At 35.2% G+C, this 19,388-nt stretch carries 18 protein-coding genes; 6 read left to right on the top strand and 12 right to left on the bottom strand.

Translation table 11 applies throughout. The features are described 5' to 3' along the window. The 6 genes from M2265_RS20790 to M2265_RS20765 form a co-directional block, all read right to left on the bottom strand. The gene (locus M2265_RS20790; protein WP_206368402.1) at nt 1-996 is read right to left on the bottom strand and encodes an ABC transporter substrate-binding protein; all 996 of its coding nucleotides are present in this window, start codon (nt 994-996) and stop codon (nt 1-3) included. After that, a complete protein-coding gene (locus tag M2265_RS20785; RefSeq protein ID WP_132770931.1) occupies nt 986-1,468 on the bottom strand; it encodes an urease accessory protein UreE in 483 nt (160 codons plus the stop codon). Before M2265_RS20785 ends, M2265_RS20790 begins: the two co-directional genes overlap by 11 nt. Nucleotides 1,469-1,473: 5 nt before the next feature. After that, a complete protein-coding gene (gene hypB, locus M2265_RS20780; protein WP_132770932.1) occupies nt 1,474-2,202 on the bottom strand; it encodes a hydrogenase nickel incorporation protein HypB in 729 nt (242 codons plus the stop codon). 6 nt (nt 2,203-2,208) lie between these two features. Beyond that, entirely contained in the window at nt 2,209-2,556 is a 348-nt protein-coding gene (locus M2265_RS20775; RefSeq protein ID WP_132770933.1) for a hydrogenase maturation nickel metallochaperone HypA, read from the bottom strand. A gap of 100 nt (nt 2,557-2,656) precedes the next feature. Beyond that, entirely contained in the window at nt 2,657-3,046 is a 390-nt protein-coding gene (locus M2265_RS20770; RefSeq protein WP_132770934.1) for a hypothetical protein, read from the bottom strand. A 287-nt stretch (nt 3,047-3,333) separates the two neighbouring features. Further along, nucleotides 3,334-3,756, bottom strand: coding sequence for a lipocalin family protein (locus tag M2265_RS20765; RefSeq protein WP_021192460.1), 423 nt, complete (start codon nt 3,754-3,756; stop codon nt 3,334-3,336). 424 nt (nt 3,757-4,180) lie between these two features. Here M2265_RS20765 and M2265_RS20760 point away from each other — a divergent pair, with 424 nt between their 5' ends. From M2265_RS20760 to M2265_RS20750, 3 genes are all read left to right on the top strand, one after another. Further along, complete coding sequence (locus M2265_RS20760) at nt 4,181-4,894, top strand: SDR family NAD(P)-dependent oxidoreductase (RefSeq protein ID WP_132770935.1); 714 nt, start codon at nt 4,181-4,183, stop codon at nt 4,892-4,894. 180 nt (nt 4,895-5,074) lie between these two features. Then, on the top strand, nt 5,075-5,608 hold the full coding sequence (locus M2265_RS20755) for a dihydrofolate reductase family protein (protein WP_132770936.1): 534 nt from the start codon (nt 5,075-5,077) through the stop codon (nt 5,606-5,608). 450 nt (nt 5,609-6,058) lie between these two features. Further along, nucleotides 6,059-8,470, top strand: coding sequence for a TonB-dependent receptor (locus M2265_RS20750; RefSeq protein WP_132770937.1), 2,412 nt, complete (start codon nt 6,059-6,061; stop codon nt 8,468-8,470). A 94-nt stretch (nt 8,471-8,564) separates the two neighbouring features. Here M2265_RS20750 and M2265_RS20745 read toward each other — a convergent pair whose 3' ends face one another. From M2265_RS20745 to M2265_RS20720, 6 genes are all read right to left on the bottom strand, one after another. Beyond that, on the bottom strand, nt 8,565-9,404 hold the full coding sequence (locus tag M2265_RS20745) for a glycine betaine ABC transporter substrate-binding protein (protein WP_132770938.1): 840 nt from the start codon (nt 9,402-9,404) through the stop codon (nt 8,565-8,567). Between the two features lies 1 nt (nt 9,405). Further along, nucleotides 9,406-10,233, bottom strand: a complete 828-nt coding sequence (locus tag M2265_RS20740; RefSeq protein ID WP_132770939.1) for an ABC transporter permease — start codon at nt 10,231-10,233, stop codon at nt 9,406-9,408. A 2-nt stretch (nt 10,234-10,235) separates the two neighbouring features. Then, a complete protein-coding gene (locus tag M2265_RS20735) occupies nt 10,236-11,477 on the bottom strand; it encodes a quaternary amine ABC transporter ATP-binding protein (protein ID WP_132770940.1) in 1,242 nt (413 codons plus the stop codon). Nucleotides 11,478-12,091: 614 nt separating this feature from the next. After that, nucleotides 12,092-12,847, bottom strand: a complete 756-nt coding sequence (locus M2265_RS20730) for a LytR/AlgR family response regulator transcription factor (protein WP_132770941.1) — start codon at nt 12,845-12,847, stop codon at nt 12,092-12,094. Continuing rightward, nucleotides 12,822-13,970: a sensor histidine kinase gene (locus tag M2265_RS20725; RefSeq protein WP_132770942.1), complete on the bottom strand. Its 1,149-nt coding sequence runs from the start codon at nt 13,968-13,970 to the stop codon at nt 12,822-12,824. The genes M2265_RS20730 and M2265_RS20725 overlap by 26 nt, the downstream gene beginning before the upstream one ends. Before the next feature lie 555 nt (nt 13,971-14,525). After that, on the bottom strand, nt 14,526-15,830 hold the full coding sequence (locus tag M2265_RS20720) for an ammonium transporter (RefSeq protein ID WP_132770943.1): 1,305 nt from the start codon (nt 15,828-15,830) through the stop codon (nt 14,526-14,528). Nucleotides 15,831-16,158: 328 nt separating this feature from the next. On the opposite strand from M2265_RS20720, the gene M2265_RS20715 reads away from it, so the two are divergent. From M2265_RS20715 to arr, 3 genes are all read left to right on the top strand, one after another. Beyond that, on the top strand, nt 16,159-17,214 hold the full coding sequence (locus M2265_RS20715; protein WP_132770944.1) for an outer membrane beta-barrel protein: 1,056 nt from the start codon (nt 16,159-16,161) through the stop codon (nt 17,212-17,214). A gap of 686 nt (nt 17,215-17,900) precedes the next feature. Next, nucleotides 17,901-18,386, top strand: coding sequence for a Cys-tRNA(Pro) deacylase (gene ybaK / locus M2265_RS20710; protein WP_132770945.1), 486 nt, complete (start codon nt 17,901-17,903; stop codon nt 18,384-18,386). A gap of 178 nt (nt 18,387-18,564) precedes the next feature. Beyond that, nucleotides 18,565-18,975 (top strand): NAD(+)--rifampin ADP-ribosyltransferase, encoded by a 411-nt coding sequence (gene arr / locus M2265_RS20705; RefSeq protein ID WP_132770946.1) that lies wholly within the window; start codon nt 18,565-18,567, stop codon nt 18,973-18,975. The last annotated feature ends 413 nt before the right edge of the window (nt 18,976-19,388 follow it).

Here is a 19,388-nt window from a genome sequence, read left to right as displayed (position 1 = left end):
TTATAGTAAACCCTTTTTACCGTACATGACTTCAAAAGCTCCCTGCATTTCTTTTTTCAATTGCTCTTCCGAATAGCTTGGAAAGCTCCAATGACGAACTTGTTTAGCAAACAATAAAAACTTAACAGTATGTGGATCGAAAGGAAACGATGGTGACATGACAAAAACCTGTTTATTTTTCACAGCAGGAAGATCTGCTAACTCTTTCAGATCATAAACATCCGACAATTTAGAGTTCCACAAGATTATTAAATCGGGATTCCACTTATACATCGTTTCTGCACTGATATTTGGAGCTTCCATAGGTAGAGGACATGCATTTTCAGCTCCAGAAAGACGAATCGCCATATCAATAAGACTTCCTTTTCCAGAAGTAGACATGACACGGCCTTTTGACCAAGCATAATAAACAGACTTCGCATTTTCAATCGATGGAACTTGCATACGATCGAGCTCCCCATCAACATAATCAACAATTTCCTGTGCTCTTTCTTGTTTTCCAACAAGCGTTCCCATGCCCAGCAATTCCGCCATTATACTTTTGTCATCTGCCGAGGAACAGGTAAAAACAGGGATATCAAGACCTTCTAATTGTTCTATATTATCTTGATCGGTATTGAAGGTAATCACCAAATCAGGTTGTAACGCAATAATACTCTCGACATTACTGGACTGCCCACCATAAGTTGGGGTTGGCAATGTTTTGGCAGCAATCCTCGAATCAAGTTTCGATAAAAAAGCATAAGTATCTTCCATTTGATATACCTGTTGTGGAATACCAACAACCTGATCACCGGCTTGAAGCATATACACCTCATCAAGCAACGAAGGAAATAAAACGACAACCCGTTTGGCAACATCGTTCAACTTGATCACTTTTCCACGGCTATCGGTTGCGCTAATAGATTTCGATAGATCATTCTTAATAACATGACTACACCCACTAAAAGTGGCTATAGATAAAAAAGCTACTAAGCAAAATAATTTATAACTCATTTTCATTTCTTGATTTTTTTATCAACCGCTTTACTAGATTTTCTGACAGTAATATCCCATCTTCCAACTGTACCTGAGATTGAAATTTTGCAAGCAGCTGCTCATATAAACGACCATCATAAGGAACACGATACATCGCGCGATCGGTCTCCATAAACAATGGTAAATGCCTATTCCCCAAATAATAAGAAAAGTCAGCCGCCTGTACTGTATTAACGGGATTAAAACAAATGGTCAATGTCGGTTTAATCGCAATAGTAGCAATCAATTTTCCTTCATGGAACAGACCATCTCCAGAGCACCATTCACGACCTTTTTCCAGCTCCATCAATAAAGTTTGCCCAGTAGTAGTAGCTCTTGTCAATCTTTTTTTATTCACTTCAAACCATTCCAGCTGAAGTAGCGATACAGTATCCCGAGCAAACGCTCCCTGTGGCAGCACAGCATCAATATATACCAACTCTGCTTGCATAGCTCCTATTTTACTTCAGCTTGAAGTCTTGATTCTTTTTTTTGCTTAACCTTTTCTTTCAACCAGGTGCACCACTCATCAATACCCTCATTCTTCAATGTACTGATAGTAATCACTTCAATATTCGGATTTACTTCACGGGCATCTTTAGTTACAGCATCTACTGAAAATGGCACATACGGCAATAAATCAGATTTTGAAACTAGCATCAGCTCACTCGTTAAGAACATACGCGGATACTTTTTAGGTTTATCATCACCCTCAGTGGTTGCTAATAATGTAACACGATAATCTTCACCTAAATCAAAAGCAGAAGGACATAGTAAATTTCCCACATTCTCAATAAATAAAAGATCTGTACCTGTAATATCAATATGATCAAGTGCTTGCAAAATCATCTGCGCTTCGATATGACACATACCACCAGTTACAATCTGCAACGCGTTGATACCTACATCACGCATTCTAATCGCGTCGCGCTCCGTTTCAGGATCACCCACTAATACAGAAATATTAAGATCATTTGCAAGTAGCTTACCTGTTTCTTGCATTAAAGTTGTTTTACCTGAACCAGGAGATGAACAAACATTGATCACACAAACGTCTTTTAAACGTTCACGGATAGCATTTGCAACATAATCATTGGCTTTTAATAAATGTAATGTGGTGTTATCACACTGTACAGAACCGACGCGGTTTCCAGCACTTTTTGGACTAGATGTGTTAGTTGACATAGTTTCTTATTTTTCTTGTTTAAAAATTACTTTTGATATATATAATTCATTTCCCTGAACGATTGTGGACGAAGGTTGACCACAGGTGCATACAAAACGATGATAAAGCACCGGAAAATTTTTTTGACAATGTTCACAGTAAGCCATGATCTCGTTGACGACAACCTCAAGTTCCATATCCATAAAGCCATTATTATCTAAAATAAAAGCATCAAAGGCATTTTGAATTAAGACAGGCTGCACATTTGAAAGCAGACCCGCAGTTACTTGAATCTTTTGAATATCTTCAACCTTGGCACCATAATGGCCCTCCAGAGTATCGAAGATATCTTTTACAATACTAAGCTCGTGCATAATAGTGTTTAATCTTAGATAATATAGAATTGTTTCATGTGAGTAGCAGACAGGATATACCTGACTCTACCACTTACAAAGTAAGTGAGTGGAAGGGAGATTAAAGAGGTATCTTTATCTGCTCGAAAAGGAGAAATTTACGAGATTGAACCGGTAGATCAGCATAGGATGTATAGGAATCCAGATATGCTGTTTGATTAGGATATAACAAATGAACCGTTAGATCGTAAATTGCGAATAATGTGTCCAATTTGAAATCTTTATCAAGATCTAAATCGATATCCCAAAAATACATCTGTTGAAAAAGTGAATTTCTTTTATCCGACAAATGGGAATCGCCGTTTTCGACAAGCTGATCAGCAGGATCAAATCTTCTTTGAAATGTAGATGAATTAGCACGATTCCGTACTGTAGCAAGTGAGGTTGATCCTAATGATTGAAAAGGAAAAAACCAGATTGACAGTACAAAAATAACCAGTCTCAACATCATAAATAGCGAATTTAAAAACTTATTGTTTTTAACCCAACAAATTTACTGTAAAAAAGCACTAGTAAAATAGCACAAATCTTGAATTTTATTTCACGAAATAGGGTAATTTCTTATTTCTCCATTATGCAATTACAGATCCCTAGCTATTTTATGTAGTTATTAACAACCCATAAGTTACAGCTATTCGTAAAGTCAACGGAAGTAACTAGATCAATATTTAATAATAAAATCCAACACACCCTCCTTATAGTAAGGGAGGATGCGTTGGATGAAGAAAATTCGAATAATTATTTTTTACTAAACGTAGACTCAACCTGAAAGTTTTGAAATTTACCCCTCAGTATCATCTTTTTTGAGGTAAGATCATAAATATCAAATACCAATGTCTGTCCTCCATTCTGTCTTATTGTTATTTTCTGACCATTATCAGAAAGCACATATGTACCAGAAATCGCAATCTTTTTAGTAACAACATCACTACCATCAAAATCAATATCGACACTAATACCTGTAAACGTTTCGTCTGCTTTAAATGTATATTCAATACCATCTGTATAAGGAACTTCCTTCATCGTATTTAATTCGATCATCTCTTGGAGAACCCAGCGCCCAGTTACACTATTAGACTCTCCCATATTGTTATCTTCCTTTGAACAGGACACAACAAACACAGTAACAAAAAGGAAAATAATGGCTACTATTTTTTTCATCTATAATTTATATTTAAAATTTTACAAAAAGCTAACTGAAGATCCAATAATACAAATTTCCGTCATCAAGAACAATAAAGTTTATCTTGTACAAAGGTATCATGTAAAGCGATAAAGTCACAAAATTAAATAAAGCATGTTCCTATACAAATTAAACCCTGGAAATTGTGGCTTATAAGCCACCTAATGATAATTTTATGATCACGCTATCAATTAACTTATAACTATTCGTTCGCTTTCAGAAAATTATTAACTTACAGTATTTCCAGTATCCATCTACAGTCCTATCCCATAGTGCACGATGATCAGAATCTTTCTCTACAGATAATAATATCAATAAAAAAAGCTTGTTGATATGAAAGAAAATTAGGTAATTTAAGCTCATTTTAAGCATTCAGAATAATAGAACCAATAGAGTAGAACAATGATTTTAAAAGATAAAACAGTTTTAGTAACAGGAGCCGATGGAGGTCTCGGAACAGCGCTAGTACAAGAACTCATCAATAGAAACGTTAAGAAAGTATATGCAACAGGCTTAAAATTACAAAATTTAAAAAATCAGTTTCAGAATTATGACAACAGAGTTGAACTTTTAGAACTTGACGTAACAAGTACGGACAGTATACAAGCGGCAGCCCTAAATTGCAACGATACAGAAATACTGATTAATAATGCCGGGATAGAACTTAAAATTCCTTTTCTAAAAGAAGAAGCTGCAAAAACTGCTTTATTTGAGATGAAAGTGAACTATATAGGTGTAATCGAAATGATTAACAACTTTATCCCACATCTTCAAAAAAATAAAGACACTTGCATCGTCAATATTCTTTCAATAGGAAGTTTAACTGTTATAAAAAGATTAGGTACCTATTGTGCCTCCAAAACTGCAGCTCATATTTTGACAGAAACAATCCGTGAAGAACTTGAAGCTTTAGGAATCAAAGTTATCGGTGCTTACATGGGGTATGTCAATACGCAAATGACAAAAGAAGAAACGAAATCACATAAGTCAGAACCTGAAGAAATAGCTTATGAGATTTGCAATGGCATTGAAAATGAAGAAGAACGTATATTTCCCGATGCTACAACGTTAAACTTTGTTAAGAAAAATCCGATCAAAACGGTCTTTTTTGATTAAATTAGGCTCAATTAATAATAAATATTCTTTTACAGGTCGGTACTGTCGAAGCTAAAAGTCACCTAGCTGTCCCCGGTGACCGATAAAAACTGATACAGTATCATCTACAACTTGAGTTACCATCCGTTTCTTTTATAAATGAGAATATAATCTGACAAAAAATAATCACTAAAAATAAATATGGATAGAAAAGTAATCTTATATATTGCAACAAGCTTGGATGGTTATATTGCCAAACCAAATGATAACCTTGATTTTTTATCTATAGTAGAAAAAGAAGGAGAAGACTATGGTTATGCTTCATTTATAAAATCAGTAGATACAGTAGTTCTTGGCAGAAAAACATATGACTGGATCATTGCCCATGTTCCAGAATTTCATCATGCTGATAAAAAGACATATATTATAACCAGAACTGCTAGACCAGATGCAGGTAATATCACGTTCTACACCGAAGATTTAAAAGACCTTATTTTAAAATTGAAAAGTGAAACCGGCAAAAATATTTTCATTGATGGTGGTGCAGAAATTGTTAATGAACTTTTAAAAGAAAATTTAATTGACGAATTTGTGATTTCAATTATACCAATACTAGTAGGTGACGGAGTAAGACTTTTTAAAGATGGAAGACCGGAGCAAAAATTAACACTTATTTCAACAAAACAGTTTGAAACTGGACTGACACAAATTCATTACAAGCGAATTGATAACTGATTGACATTTCAATTCTTCTCATGCCGTATTTAACTAAAAAATAGAGTCTGATTTCTGTCCCCAAATTAAAATAGCACGATAGCGATGGACCATTGGTAAATTCTATTTTTTAGTTAAAGCGCCATCAAATATAATTCTAAATTGCAGTACAACCCAATATCTTTTTTAGGTTAGTCTATAACATCCTATTTTTTATTTTCTGGAATATTAACCCCTTTTCCAAGGAGATAAACCACAAAAATAGAATAATTAGTTTATCGGAAATTGTTCAAGAATAGTAAAATAATCTCTTACTAATATAGGAGCATTTATCCCCGAAGCGACACAGATACTGTTCAAAATCAACATCAAACTTCTTTTTAAAGGATTGAAAATATAGTTTTGAAAAGTGTAACATGAATAATATATTTGCACTGTTTATAATTAATCTAAATAAAATCAATAAACACTATGAATAAATTTATCATCTACCTTATGTTGTTGCTTCCATGCTCTCTCCAAGCTCAAGCACAACAAAAAACGGAAATATATGGGAAAATATTCTCCGCCGATGGAAAGCCTGTAGAAGGTATCACGGTCAAACTGCTTCCTCAGGACATCAGTGTTTCAACGAAAGCCAATGGTTCTTATCTCCTCAAATCCTTGAAACCAGGTCCTGCACAAATCCACATCTCAGCTATAGGAGTCCAATCTCAAATCCGCGACATCCAGCTAGAAGAAAAAAGAAATATCATTTCCAATATCTATCTCACCGAAGATCAGTCCACTTTAGACGAAATTGTAATAAACGGAGCAAGCAAGAATAAGTATACTCGAAAACAAAGTTTATACGTTTCCAAAATGCCACTTCGTAATATGGAAAACTCTCAATCTTATGCTGTCGTTACCAAAGAGTTACTTAAAAGCCAGATAAATACAAATTATGATGACGCATTGGCAAACGTTTCTGGTATAGACAAATTATGGTCATCCACTGGACGTCCTGGAGATGGAGTCTCTTATTACACATTACGAGGATTCACCACACAAGCCGCGATGGTCAATGGCGTCGTGAGTATTGCTAGCACAAGTCCAGATCCGGCCAACTTAGAAACCATCGAGGTTATCAAAGGACCTTCTGGCTCCTTATATGGTGGCGCTGCTGTTGGTTTTGGTGGATTGATAAATAATGTCACTAAAAAACCGCTTGATACCATAGGTGGACGGATCAATTATATCTTTGGCAGTTATGCACAGCACCGTGTAACAGCTGATGTCTACGGACCCCTAACAGCTAATAAAAAACTTTTAGGCCGTATCAACACAGCATATTCACATACAGGAACATTTCAGGATGCAGGATTTAACAAATCAATTTTTGTTGCTCCTTCATTACTATACAGACCGAATGACAAATTAGACATTCAATTGGATGCTGAAATTTATCAGAGCAAAGCGACCAATCCAATGATGGTATTTCTCAATCGTTCCCGTCAATTGTTTGCAAGAACGCCCGATGAATTGCAATTTGACTTTAACAAGTCGTATACCAACAATGATGTTACTTTTAAAAACCCAAGTACCAACTTACGTGGAAATGTAAATTACCGCATCAACGAGCAATGGACATCCAATACAACTGTTAGTTATAATAGACGTAAATCTGATGGTTACTTCCAATATATCATGTACTTGCAAAATGCAAATGACACATTGATCAACCGATATGCAGCACTGCAAAATTATGTAGCCAATAGCATCAATGCACAACAGAATTTTATTGGAGATTTCCACATCGGTGGTATGCGCAATAGACTACTTATAGGACTGGATCTCCTTTCCCAAAAATCGGAAACGCACAACTCTCCTTATGTACAGACAGATCAAATCAATACGTCATACGATGATCCAGATTACTATAAATTTAACGCAGCTTTCATCGATGCGGCAATTGCTGCTTCCAACGGTGCACAGACCAACAACCGTAGCCGTACACAGGTATTTGGAGCATATGTTTCCAATGTCTTAGATGTAACTTCACAATTACATTTAAACCTTGCCCTGCGCATGGATTACTTTAATAATAAAGGAACGTACAACATTGATAAAGATACCACTACTGGAAAATTCAACCAAACAGCCTTCTCACCGCGCGTAGGTCTCGTGTATGAAGCCATAAAAGATCAAGTTTCATTCTTTGCTAACTATCAGAATGGCTTTAAAAATGTTTCACCAGTAGTACAGCCTCACCCCAGTGTATCCGGCGATTTCAAACCGCAACAAGCATCACAGTGGGAAGCAGGAGTAAAATTCAACCTACTTGAAGACAAACTAGGCCTTACGGCTAGTTACTACGATATCAGTGTAGACAATATGATCCGTCCTGAAACAATAGAAATTGATGGTAAAAGCTACAATATCAGTGTACAGGATGGTACACGCCTAAGCCGTGGTCTTGATTTCGACTTAACAGCAGCCCCTATTCAAGGATTAAATATGATCTTAAGCTATAGCTTCAACGATAGTAAAACAACAAAAGCGGCCGCTAATGTGAACAACCTTCGCCCAACCGAAGCTGGACCAAAACATCTGGCCAATATCTGGGCAAATTACACTTTGCAACAAGGAACGTTAAAAGGTGTAGGTATTGGTCTTGGAATCAATCATGCTAGTGAAAATATCATTACAAATAGTATCCCGACAGGAACTTTTGTACTTCCTTCGTATACTTTACTTAATGGTAGTCTTTCTTATAGTTACAAACATATGGAGTTTGCTGTTAAGGCAAATAATCTGACTAACCAAACTTACTTTAAAGGTTGGACAACAGTTAATCCGCAAATGCCGAGAAATATCTTAGGTAGTATTGCTTACCACTTTTAAAATAAAAAAAGGAAGAATCTATAAATAGATTCTTCCTTTTTTTATTGGTCACAACAGATGCTGTAACTGCATCCAGAAAATTAAACAAAACCAATTATTTCAACCATGAAGCTACTAAAGATCTATTATCTGCTACCCATTGTTTCGCTGTAGCTTCTTTATCCTTACTTTCCTGCATTTTCATCAGCAAGTTAGACATGGTGGTTACATCAAAATGAATCTGAGAAAAGAAGCGTGTTAATTCGGGTTTGTCAGCAGAAAATTCCTTTCGAGTAAAAATCTTGATCTGCTCTGCAGTTCCTAAAGATTCTCGAGGATCTTCCAGAAATTTTAATTTCATCTTACCAAACATCCAGTGTGGTTGCCAAGCTGCGACAACGATCCAGCGTTTTTCCTTAATCGCATTTTGCAATTCAGTAATCATCGCCACTGTAGATGAATTTATCTGACGATAATTTAAATCATAGTCTTTTATCGTTTGATCTACCGCAGCTGTTATACCAGCTCCTTTTTCAATCCCCATAATCTGATGCTTAAATTGATCTTCGTGCACTTTTAACTCTTCAATAGAATTAATTGGAACATAATCGGGTACAACTAAACCATTTTTCGCGTGCGCATAACTCGTACCGATATCAACAAGATTGGGAAATTTCGCAATTTTAGACCCATGAGTTAAAGGAAGCCAAACATCCATATAGAGGTCTGTATCACCATTATTCATAGAAGCTAAGATCATATCTGGTGTAGCACGTTGGATGACTAGATGATAATCCAACTCCTCCAAAACTGCTTTAGCAACATAGGTCATAGCGACCCCTTCGGCCCAACCATCGACCATACCTACATTGATATATTTTTTATTACCATCTGGTTGACAAGCGCTAAGAAATACGATAACGCAACAGATTAAAGCTATTTTAATGTTCTTCATATTATTTTTTATTCTGTACAAAACCCTGCGTTATCCTATCCAAGATAATAGCTAAGATCACAACAGATAAGCCACTTTCAAATCCAAGTCCTATATCTAGGTTATTAATTCCTTCAAGTACTTTCTCTCCTAAACCACCCGCAGCAATCATTCCGGCAATCACGACCATAGAAAGTGACAATAATATGGTCTGATTTATACCCGCAAGAATAGTTTTCATAGCCAGTGGTAGCTCAACCTTAAACAAAATCTGTCGATTAGTCGCTCCAAAGGCACGTGCAGCCTCTACAATATCTTTTGGAACTGCATCGATACCCAGAGTCGTCAAACGGACAGCTGGTGGCATCGCAAAAATAATAGTCGCAAATGCACCAGGAACCTTACCGATACTAAAAAACAACACTGCCGGTATCAGATAAACAAAAGCAGGCATCGTCTGCATCAAGTCTAACATAGGGCGAATAATCTTCGCAGCTAGTTTATTTTTTGCCGCCCAAATACCCAAGGGGACAGAAAGTATCAAAGCTGTCGCCGTTGCAACTAAAACCAATGATAAAGTCTCCATCGTCTCCTTCCAAAAACCCATCATGTAAATAAGTGTCAAGCCTAACAAGGTTATTAGCGCAACGCCTTTACCTGACTTCCACCATGCCAAACCTGTAAAAAGTCCGATCACCACAAAAAAAGGGACTGCTAAAAATATCCACTCTAATCCAATAATGGATGAATTACCCGTATGTTTTATAAAATCAAATAAAGGCTTAAAATTTTCTGTAAGCCAATTAATTGCAACTTCAATGTATTGACCTATATCTATTATTTTACTCATTGTTACTGATTATTTGCTTTTTCTTTTAATTCGTTAATTTCCTCTTCGTTAAACTTTGTTGCTTCGATAATAAGTGAAGTTTGCGTCACAATACCTAACAATCTATTTTGATCATTGACCACTGCAATTGGCGATCTTGTTTCCGAAATCAACGGTAACATTTCTTCAACAGTAACATCCTTAGATACCGAAGGAACATTCATATGAATAATAGATTCTACAGTAGGATCTTTCCGCTTGGCAGCTTGAATAACTTCATTGATATTGACAAACCCCAAGAAGGTATCATGAATATCCACTACAGGGAGTATTTCAAGTCCCGTTGTTCTCATTTTCCGAAGTGCCCCTTCAGGACCATCTTTTTTGAACCTAACCAATGTCGGTTTCTCGGTCATCAATGATCCTGCTGTGATAATCGATTTTCTATCCACCTTGTCCACAAAAGCTTTTACATAATCACTCGCTGGATTCGTTAGAATATCTTCGGCTGTACCAATCTGCTCAATAATTCCATCTTTCATAATCACGATACGATCTCCAAGCTTAATAGCTTCATCCAAATCATGAGTAATGAAAACAATCGTTTTTTGCAAGGTATCCTGAAGCTCCAATAGCTGATCCTGCATCTCGGTTTTGATCAAGGGATCTAATGCTGAAAAAGCCTCATCCATCAACATGACTTCCGGATCATTGGCCAAAGCACGCGCCAACCCTACTCGCTGCTGCATACCCCCTGACAGCTGAATTGGAAACTGCTGTTCAAAACCATTAAGACCAACTATGTCAAGCGCTTTTTGAGCTTTCGCCTCGCGAGATGCTTTATCTTCGCCTCTAATTTCTAAACCAAAAGCGGCATTAGTCAAAACAGTATGATGTGGTAATAATCCAAATTTCTGGAACACCATACTCATTTCAGTTCTACGTACTTCCAGAAGCTCTTTATTGTTTTTACTTGTGATATCATCATTATTGATAAAGACTTTACCCATTGTAGGTTCATTCAATCGGTTCAGGCAACGTAGTAAAGTAGATTTACCACTTCCAGAAAGTCCCATAATGACAAAAAACTCTCCTTCGTAAATTTCAAAATTAGCTTTATTGATACCGATTGTACAGCCGGTCTTTTCTAGTATTTCTTTCTTTGGGTAACCTTCATTCAGTAATTTCAGTGCCAATTTCTTTTGTTTACCGAACACAATTGTTAAGTCCTCGACTTTTATTTTAACTTTTCTGTTTTTATCCATTTTTAATTTTTTGGTATGAAACGAATTGTCATGGCACAGATGGTATATTCAATAGAAAGCACCTTCATGTTATTTTTAATAACATAAAAAAACAATTTCTAAAGTTGAGTTAGTTCGACCGAAGAACTCCTTCTTGTTCAATCAACTTGATATTTAACACACTTTACTCTTAGTTCGATGAAGAGCAATCATGAAAAAGAAATGAATCTTTTAAAAGACGAGACATTAATAAACACCTCTAAAATACTATAACAAGTATATCGCGAACAACTCAGAAACAGCTCAAAAAAGAGCTATAAAATAACGGAACAAACCGATGCATCCGTGTCATATGACGGTACAAAGGTACGAAAAATAAAATAAACAACATTTATTAGCGTTAACACACTGTACGACAGAGCCATCAAAACAAACCTAATAACCAATCATTTAAAAATAAAATCAGGCCGTCGACTCGGTTTTTATGCCACTAAGTTTGCCTCCTGTATAAACAATAAAGGTTAATATAGGATGACCGTTATGAAAAGTATTGATCACGGTCAACACATATTTCTCTAACAAAAAAAGTTAGGATATGCTTTATAATTTAACACCATGCAAACATGACTAAAAAATCAAGAATCTAACCATTCTTTTAATAAAACCGATTTTTCTCTACTGACAATAATATCAAATTCGGAATTAAACAGAACAACTTTCAATTTACGATTGAAATAATGAACCAATTGACTTACAGCATCAATATGAATAATGAACTGACGATTTGCCCTAAAAAAAATTCTTGGATCTAATTGCTTCTCTAGATCATCCATACTTTGATTAAGAACAACATCTTTTCCACTCTTAAGGCGTGCTTTTGTCAATTTCAAATCGACATAAATACAATTCACTTCATTAACTAATATAGTTTGATAACCATCACGAAAGGGAACTAAGAAGCGGGACCGATAATCTTTAGGTTTTACATAATGAAGTAATTTATCAATAGATATTTGGTTATTCATCATTGATCCTAAGCCCTCAACCTTTCGCAATGCAGTTGATAACTCCTCTTTTTCAACAGGTTTCAAGATATAGTCGAGACTATTATATTTAAATGCCTGTACAGCATATTCATCATACGCCGTAGTGAAAATAATAGGACAATCGATCGTCACTTTTTCAAAAATATCAAAACTGATTCCATCAGAAAGTCGGATATCCATTAAAACTACATCTGGGATTTCTTGATTTCGAAACCAGTCTACCGTATCAGTAACACTATCCAAAACAGCTACGATCTGAGCATTTGGATAAATATCCCCAATTAAACGTTTAAGACGATCGGCATTTAATTTTTCATCTTCAACTATTACTATTTTCTCTATCATATGCTACTAATTGAATACAAACCCTAAAAATATGCTGATCCTTTATAACTTCTGGCACCTTCTCTCCTAAGAGCTGAAAACGACTGATTATATTATTAAGCCCAATACCCGTCGAGACAATCTCAGGATTGTCCATGGGTGATAACGTATTTTCAATCACAACTCGACCTACTTCATCATTGGAAATAGTAATCATTAAAGGTCGCTTCTTTCTTGTGGTATTATGTTTAATTGCATTTTCAATAAGCAACTGCAAAGTTAGTGATGGGATATACATACCACGACTATGGTCGTTAATGTTAATTGTAAAATTAACGCCGCTGCCAACACGGTGTTCAATTAAAAATATATAAGCATTTAAAAATTTAATCTCCTCATCAAGCGTGATCATATTTTTTTTACTATTGACCAATAAAAAACGATATACCTTAGCAAAATTTTCAGAGTACTCAAAACCAAGCTGCTGATCTTCAAGAATTAACTCAGAAAGCACACTCAAATTATTAAAAATAAAGTGAGGATCCAATTGCATCTTCAATGCATTTAGCTCTGCTTCTACTGATGCTTGCCTCAATTCCGCTGCCTTTATCTTATGTTCGGACATTTCCGTAGCTGTTTCAATCCAATTATTAATCAGATAACTCATGGTATTGATAGAAATAATCATAAAAGAAATGACCAAACTAACCACAATCCACTGTAACATACCTTTTATTTCTTCAATAGATGGAACGGATTCTACCTTCGCAGATTGAGGATCTAAAATCGCGAAACAGACCATATTCATCAAAATAAGAATCATAACCGCCGAAAAATTGAGCGTAATCTCAAGAAAAAGTCTTTTAGACTTATTTTGTGGCCAAGGAACCCGCAGATTTAATTTCCTATGTATAAGTATACTTGCTTCAGAAATTAAAAAGCAAAATAAAAATGATATCCCCCATTCCGTTAAAAGTTCGGAAAAGCTCCTTCCAAAATAATCTTGCCAAAATTCAGAATAAGGATCTAAGATATATGAAACCAAATAATGCAAAACAAATGCAAAAATCACCAAGAACATTCGTTTAAAACGAGTCGGTAATAATCGCTTTGTTTTATCAGAAATATATTTGATTTTTTCCATCTTTAAATAAAATCTAATTCAATATTTGCCATCACGATTCTGGCCATCTTTATATAGTTCAACAAGCTTTTTTCTATCAGATATAAATTTGCAATATGACAAATAGTAATCAAATAGATTTTTTTTATCTATCCGGGTATCAAACTCATTAATAGTTTCTTCAAGAAAAAAAAAATAAAAACCACATAGTTTAAAAAACTCTTTTCCCTTACAAAGATGCCCATTTCTTTCTTCTTTTAACAAAGATCGTTTTTATGAAATACTATAAACAAGATATTCAGTCCCAACCATCATATTTTGTAACTGAATATGACTAAATGCTTACTGAAGCGAATAAAAGAATAATTTCTTTATTTAAATTACAAAAACGGGTTAAGACCGAGATAATAATAGCAAAAGAACCAATAAAAGAAGTTGAGGACAAGTACCCTAATAAACTGAATTTTACAAATCATATATTTACAAAAACTAGTGCAAGAAATACCATAAAACAAGTAAGGTGCAGCAAAAGCCACACCTTATCAAGGGTTAATATTGGTAGTATGAATATCAATTCTACAATTCCTCGTCGTGTTGAGTAATATCTAAACCAAGCTCCTCCTCGACCTCATGAACACGAAGTGGTGTAATTAAATCCGTCAATTTGATCAAAAGGAAAGATCCAAAGAATGCAAAAACAGAAACTGCAATCAAAGCAACAATATGTGCTACAAATAGACCTGTCTCACCAAAATATAAACCATTCGTCGTAACAACACTGTTGACACTACTATTTGCAAAAACCCCAGTAAGCACCATACCGACCATACCACCTACACCGTGACAAGGAAATACATCTAACGTATCGTCAATACTGGTTTTACTACGTAAGAATACGACTAAATTACTAACTAAAGCCGCTACAAGCCCAATAACAATCGAATGTGATATCGTCACAAATCCCGCTGCAGGTGTTATAGCAACTAATCCAACAACAGCTCCGATACAAGCTCCCATAGCAGATGGTTTTTTACCTCGGATTAGGTCAACAAATATCCAGGCAATTGAAGCTACAGCTGACGCAGTAGTTGTGGTTGCAAAAGCATAAGCGGCAAGACTATTAGCTCCACCTGCAGAACCTGCATTAAATCCAAACCATCCGAACCATAAAAGAGCAGTTCCTAAAATCACGTAACTAATCCGAGCTGGCGAATGCGTAGGCTTTTTACGGCCTTTTAGATAGATAGCTGATGCCAAAGCAGCCCATCCTGCCGACATATGAACAACTGTACCACCTGCAAAATCTAAAACACCGAATTTGGCCAAGATACCTTCAGGATGCCAAGTGGCATGAGCCAGTGGCATATAGATAAAAATACTGAACAAGATAATAAATACCATAAATGAATTAAAGCGAACACGCTCTGCAAAAGCTCCTGTTATAAGAGCAGGAGTAATAATTGCAAATTTGAGCTGAAACATGGCGAATAATACCAGTGGAATAGTAGGAAGAGCTGACCAACTCACATTCCCCAACATCCCTTTCATCATATAGAACGTACGAGGATCTCCAATAATACCCCCAATATCATCGCCAAAAGCTAAGCTGAAACCGAAAATAACCCAAAGGACAGAAATAATACACATACAGATGAAACTTTGCATCATCGTGGAGATAACATTCTTCTTGCTCACCATTCCACCATAAAAGAATGCCAAACCTGGAGTCATAATCAAAACCAATGCCGAGGAAGCGAGTAACCAAGCCGTATCTCCGGTGTCGATCTCCACACCTGCAACATTACTGACTTCTAATGAGGGTGTAACTAAGCCAATAATCGCTAAACAAACCAAAATAATAAGCGGAATGAATTTTTTCATAATATTTCTAGATTTAAGTTTAATAATTTCATAACAAAATATGTTTATCAGTGAAAAACAATCAAAAATAACTATTATAAATTTGATTTCGATCAAATATAAGTTCAATTAATTAAAAAATCAATAAAATATTAAATAAAATCATATATTTACATCAGGATCCTAAATAAATCAACCTAAAAACACAAAAACAACTAGATTAAATGCTAATAAAACAACAAAACAAGAGGAAAAACAATAATATTTACATCAAATATTAAAAAAAACTAGATGTTTAAGTGCTTTTGAATGCTAAAAAACAAAAACAAACATTTAAAAACATGAAAAAATGAAAAAAATCATCTTAACAACACTAATTTTAATAATAGTAAGCAGCAAAATATATGCACAAACAAAAAAGTATGATTTATTAGATCTAGAAATATCTGGATCAGTGGATACATATTGGAAATATGATTTCCAAAAACAACCGAATATAAACACCTATTTTACTGAAGACAATAATTCAGTATCCATTGGAATGGTTGATCTTGCTCTGAAGAAAAAAACTGGAAAAGCATCTTTTGTAGGTGAATTATCATTTGGGCCGAGAGGACAGTACCGCTCCATAATTAATGGAGACGGTCAAAATGGGGACGACAAAAATAGCTTCCACATTCAAAACCTCTACATCTCCTATGCACTGACAGAAAAATTAAGTTTAACAGCCGGTTTTATGGGGACTTTTGTAGGCTATGAAGTCATCTGTCCATCATTCAATTTCCACTACTCAACCTCATATCTTTTTGGCGCAGGACCTTTCCAGGATGCAGGACTAAAAGCACAATATGCTTTTTCTGAAAAAGTAGGGCTTATGGTCGGAATCTTTAATGATTGGAATGTCTACCAAGATTTAAACGGTGTATCACACTTTGGATCACAATTATCAGTTGCACCAAATGACAAATCAAGCTTTTTCCTTAATTTTCTGACAGGATCTTCACAAGGCGGCGCCAGCAATTATAGCTCAGGAACTTTAATCGATTTTGTAGGAAATTATTCATTCTCTCCATTATTTTCATTAGGTGCAAATGCGACCGACTACAGCAGAAAAGGAGAAGGTGGCTATTCGGGAGTAGCATTATACCCAAAAGTGAATATAAATGAAAATATTGGTATAGGAATCCGTGGTGAATATTATAAAACTAAAAACATGCCCGTAGCTGAAGTTACCAGTAATGAAATCTTTTCCACTACGTTAACAGCAAACTTCAAACATCATGGCTTTACTTTTATCCCTGAAGTTAGATTTGATAACAGTGAAACACAGATGTTTGTAAAACAAGACCTATCTCCAACAAAAAATGCCGGACAATTTTCACTTGCCTTAGTATATGCCTTTTAAAAAACAACAACAAAATTAAAATCCAGCAAAATCGATTATAAATAACAGATATTGTTCTTTATAAAAGTAATTGGATCACAGTATAAGGAAACTATTTGCAATATTAACAAAAGGGATTATTCATTTTATTGAATAATCCCTTTTGTTAATATTGAAGTATCACCATCTCAACGAAACTAATATATATTATTTACAATTAGTATATAAAAAACAGTCATAAATAATAAAACAAGCAAAGACATTAATTCTTCTTATGAAATCCCATCCGAGCCCAGTATCACACAATGATAAACCTAGGCAAAGCCTGCAAACACACAACACTGACTATACAATCACCCTACAAGCACACAAGAAATAACCTAGCCTCACACAAGAACGAGACTAGAAACACACAATCCGAATTACAGGCCAACCCTTAGCACACACAATAAACAATCTTTCTATGCACCATCTATACAGAGGACAGACACAATAAAACCCTTACCACCTCTATAGGTGTCCTATAGGTAAGAACATCGTTCTTGCAATTATTAGAAACACACTTCATATAGAACAAAATCCTGAAGCGACATATTTTAATTAAACACCATAGAATTTCATATTGCTTTTTAATAAAATCATCATTACATTCATCTACATCAAATCATTCATCAGCGTACTGAAGCGATTATTAAGAATACAGATTTATGAAAGAAATAACAAAAACTAATGCTGCCCGCATCCTGGACAACTTAAAGTTTACTTATCATTTAAGAACTTACGAAGTAGTGGGTGAACACCAAAGCGCTACCGATGTTGCTGAGGCATTGGGAATTCGCGAAGAAATAATCTACAAAACCCTCGTGCTCACCGGACAAAATGATCCTTACATTGTTGCTGTCATACCAGGAAATGCACAGGTAGATTTGAAAAAGCTAGCAATTATATCAGGTAATAAAAAATGTGAAATGCTTCCTATGAAAGATTTGCAGCACATAACCGGATATATTCGAGGGGGATGCTCTCCTATAGGAATGAAAAAAATATTTCCAACATACATAGAAGAACTCGCTTCCTTGGAAAACAAAATTGTCATTAGCGCCGGTAAAAAAGGACTACAGATTGAAATGAATCCTCAGGATCTTATCAAAGCTACAGATGCAATCTTTGCCGATATTATCATTGGCGCATAAAGATGCATAGGCATCTTTAAACCTCAACATTAAAAAGCATCTCAACAAATAGAATAGGCAAAAAAAAGAACTGAATATCTGGCTATAATTAGATATTTATCAATGAAAAGCAATTGATATACACAAAAAAACACGATCTTGTATAAACATAAATATTTTGGATAACTATCAGTAAATCATGGACAAGAATAAACCCTTAGAACAGTTTTATCATGGCACTAAAACTGATCTTAAACTAGGAGACCTGATTGAGCCAGGCCATCCTTCTAATTATGGCAAACGAAAACATGCTAAATATGTATATTTAACTGGAACTTTAGATGCCGCAATATGGGGAGCTGAATTAGCACAGGGCGATGCCCCTGAAAGGATTTATTTAGTAGATCCGTCTGGTCCTATCGAAGATGACCCCAATCTCACGAATAAAAAATTCCCCGGCAATCCGACGAAATCCTACCGAAGAGCATATTTTTTACGTGTTGTCGGAGAAATAAAAGATTGGCAAGCTCACTCCTCAGAGCAACTAGAAGCAATGAAATCACATCTCAAAAAACTCGAACAAGAGGGCATTGAAGCAATTGAAGACTAATCAAAGAATGAGAACCCCAACCTCATTACAAACATCAAGTAACATAACATCACAGTCCATTATTTTGATCACAGCTTTGTTTTCAATAAAATCACACTATGACACACAATGTTGATTTCATTAAAAACCTAAAATCACATTATCGAAACATTACATTATAAAAAAACAGTGCCTGAACAATAAAATATGAAAAGCAATCCATTTTAATTTAATAACAAACAACACCATTAAAAAGACATTAACAAGCTATACCACAAAGCAATACCCCAAACAAAGCAACCAGAGACTGCACCATGCAAATGTCCAAACACGAGGACGCTTCAAAATAAATCAGTTATTAATTCCTATTTTCGTAATATATTTTTTTATCGGGTCGACATTTTTTAGAATAGACTCAAGGAGCAACAACGTAT

This window comes from Sphingobacterium kitahiroshimense (assembly GCF_025961315.1).
GTDB lineage: Bacteria > Bacteroidota > Bacteroidia > Sphingobacteriales > Sphingobacteriaceae > Sphingobacterium > Sphingobacterium anhuiense.
This window is presented reverse-complemented; position numbering and strand designations above follow the sequence as displayed.

Excerpts from the sequence above, each read along its gene's own strand:
- M2265_RS20790 (WP_206368402.1), bottom strand. The coding sequence starts at position 996 with ATGAGTTATAAATTATTTTGCTTAGTAGCTTTTTTATCTATAGCCACT.
- M2265_RS20785 (WP_132770931.1), bottom strand. The coding sequence starts at position 1,468 with ATGCAAGCAGAGTTGGTATATATTGATGCTGTGCTGCCACAGGGAGCG.
- hypB (WP_132770932.1), bottom strand. The coding sequence starts at position 2,202 with ATGTCAACTAACACATCTAGTCCAAAAAGTGCTGGAAACCGCGTCGGT.
- M2265_RS20775 (WP_132770933.1), bottom strand. The coding sequence starts at position 2,556 with ATGCACGAGCTTAGTATTGTAAAAGATATCTTCGATACTCTGGAGGGC.
- M2265_RS20770 (WP_132770934.1), bottom strand. The coding sequence starts at position 3,046 with ATGATGTTGAGACTGGTTATTTTTGTACTGTCAATCTGGTTTTTTCCT.
- M2265_RS20765 (WP_021192460.1), bottom strand. The coding sequence starts at position 3,756 with ATGAAAAAAATAGTAGCCATTATTTTCCTTTTTGTTACTGTGTTTGTT.
- M2265_RS20760 (WP_132770935.1), top strand. The coding sequence starts at position 4,181 with ATGATTTTAAAAGATAAAACAGTTTTAGTAACAGGAGCCGATGGAGGT.
- M2265_RS20755 (WP_132770936.1), top strand. The coding sequence starts at position 5,075 with ATGGATAGAAAAGTAATCTTATATATTGCAACAAGCTTGGATGGTTAT.
- M2265_RS20750 (WP_132770937.1), top strand. The coding sequence starts at position 6,059 with ATGAATAAATTTATCATCTACCTTATGTTGTTGCTTCCATGCTCTCTC.
- M2265_RS20745 (WP_132770938.1), bottom strand. The coding sequence starts at position 9,404 with ATGAAGAACATTAAAATAGCTTTAATCTGTTGCGTTATCGTATTTCTT.
- M2265_RS20740 (WP_132770939.1), bottom strand. The coding sequence starts at position 10,233 with ATGAGTAAAATAATAGATATAGGTCAATACATTGAAGTTGCAATTAAT.
- M2265_RS20735 (WP_132770940.1), bottom strand. The coding sequence starts at position 11,477 with ATGGATAAAAACAGAAAAGTTAAAATAAAAGTCGAGGACTTAACAATT.
- M2265_RS20730 (WP_132770941.1), bottom strand. The coding sequence starts at position 12,847 with ATGATAGAGAAAATAGTAATAGTTGAAGATGAAAAATTAAATGCCGAT.
- M2265_RS20725 (WP_132770942.1), bottom strand. The coding sequence starts at position 13,970 with ATGGAAAAAATCAAATATATTTCTGATAAAACAAAGCGATTATTACCG.
- M2265_RS20720 (WP_132770943.1), bottom strand. The coding sequence starts at position 15,830 with ATGAAAAAATTCATTCCGCTTATTATTTTGGTTTGTTTAGCGATTATT.
- M2265_RS20715 (WP_132770944.1), top strand. The coding sequence starts at position 16,159 with ATGAAAAAAATCATCTTAACAACACTAATTTTAATAATAGTAAGCAGC.
- ybaK (WP_132770945.1), top strand. The coding sequence starts at position 17,901 with ATGAAAGAAATAACAAAAACTAATGCTGCCCGCATCCTGGACAACTTA.
- arr (WP_132770946.1), top strand. The coding sequence starts at position 18,565 with ATGGACAAGAATAAACCCTTAGAACAGTTTTATCATGGCACTAAAACT.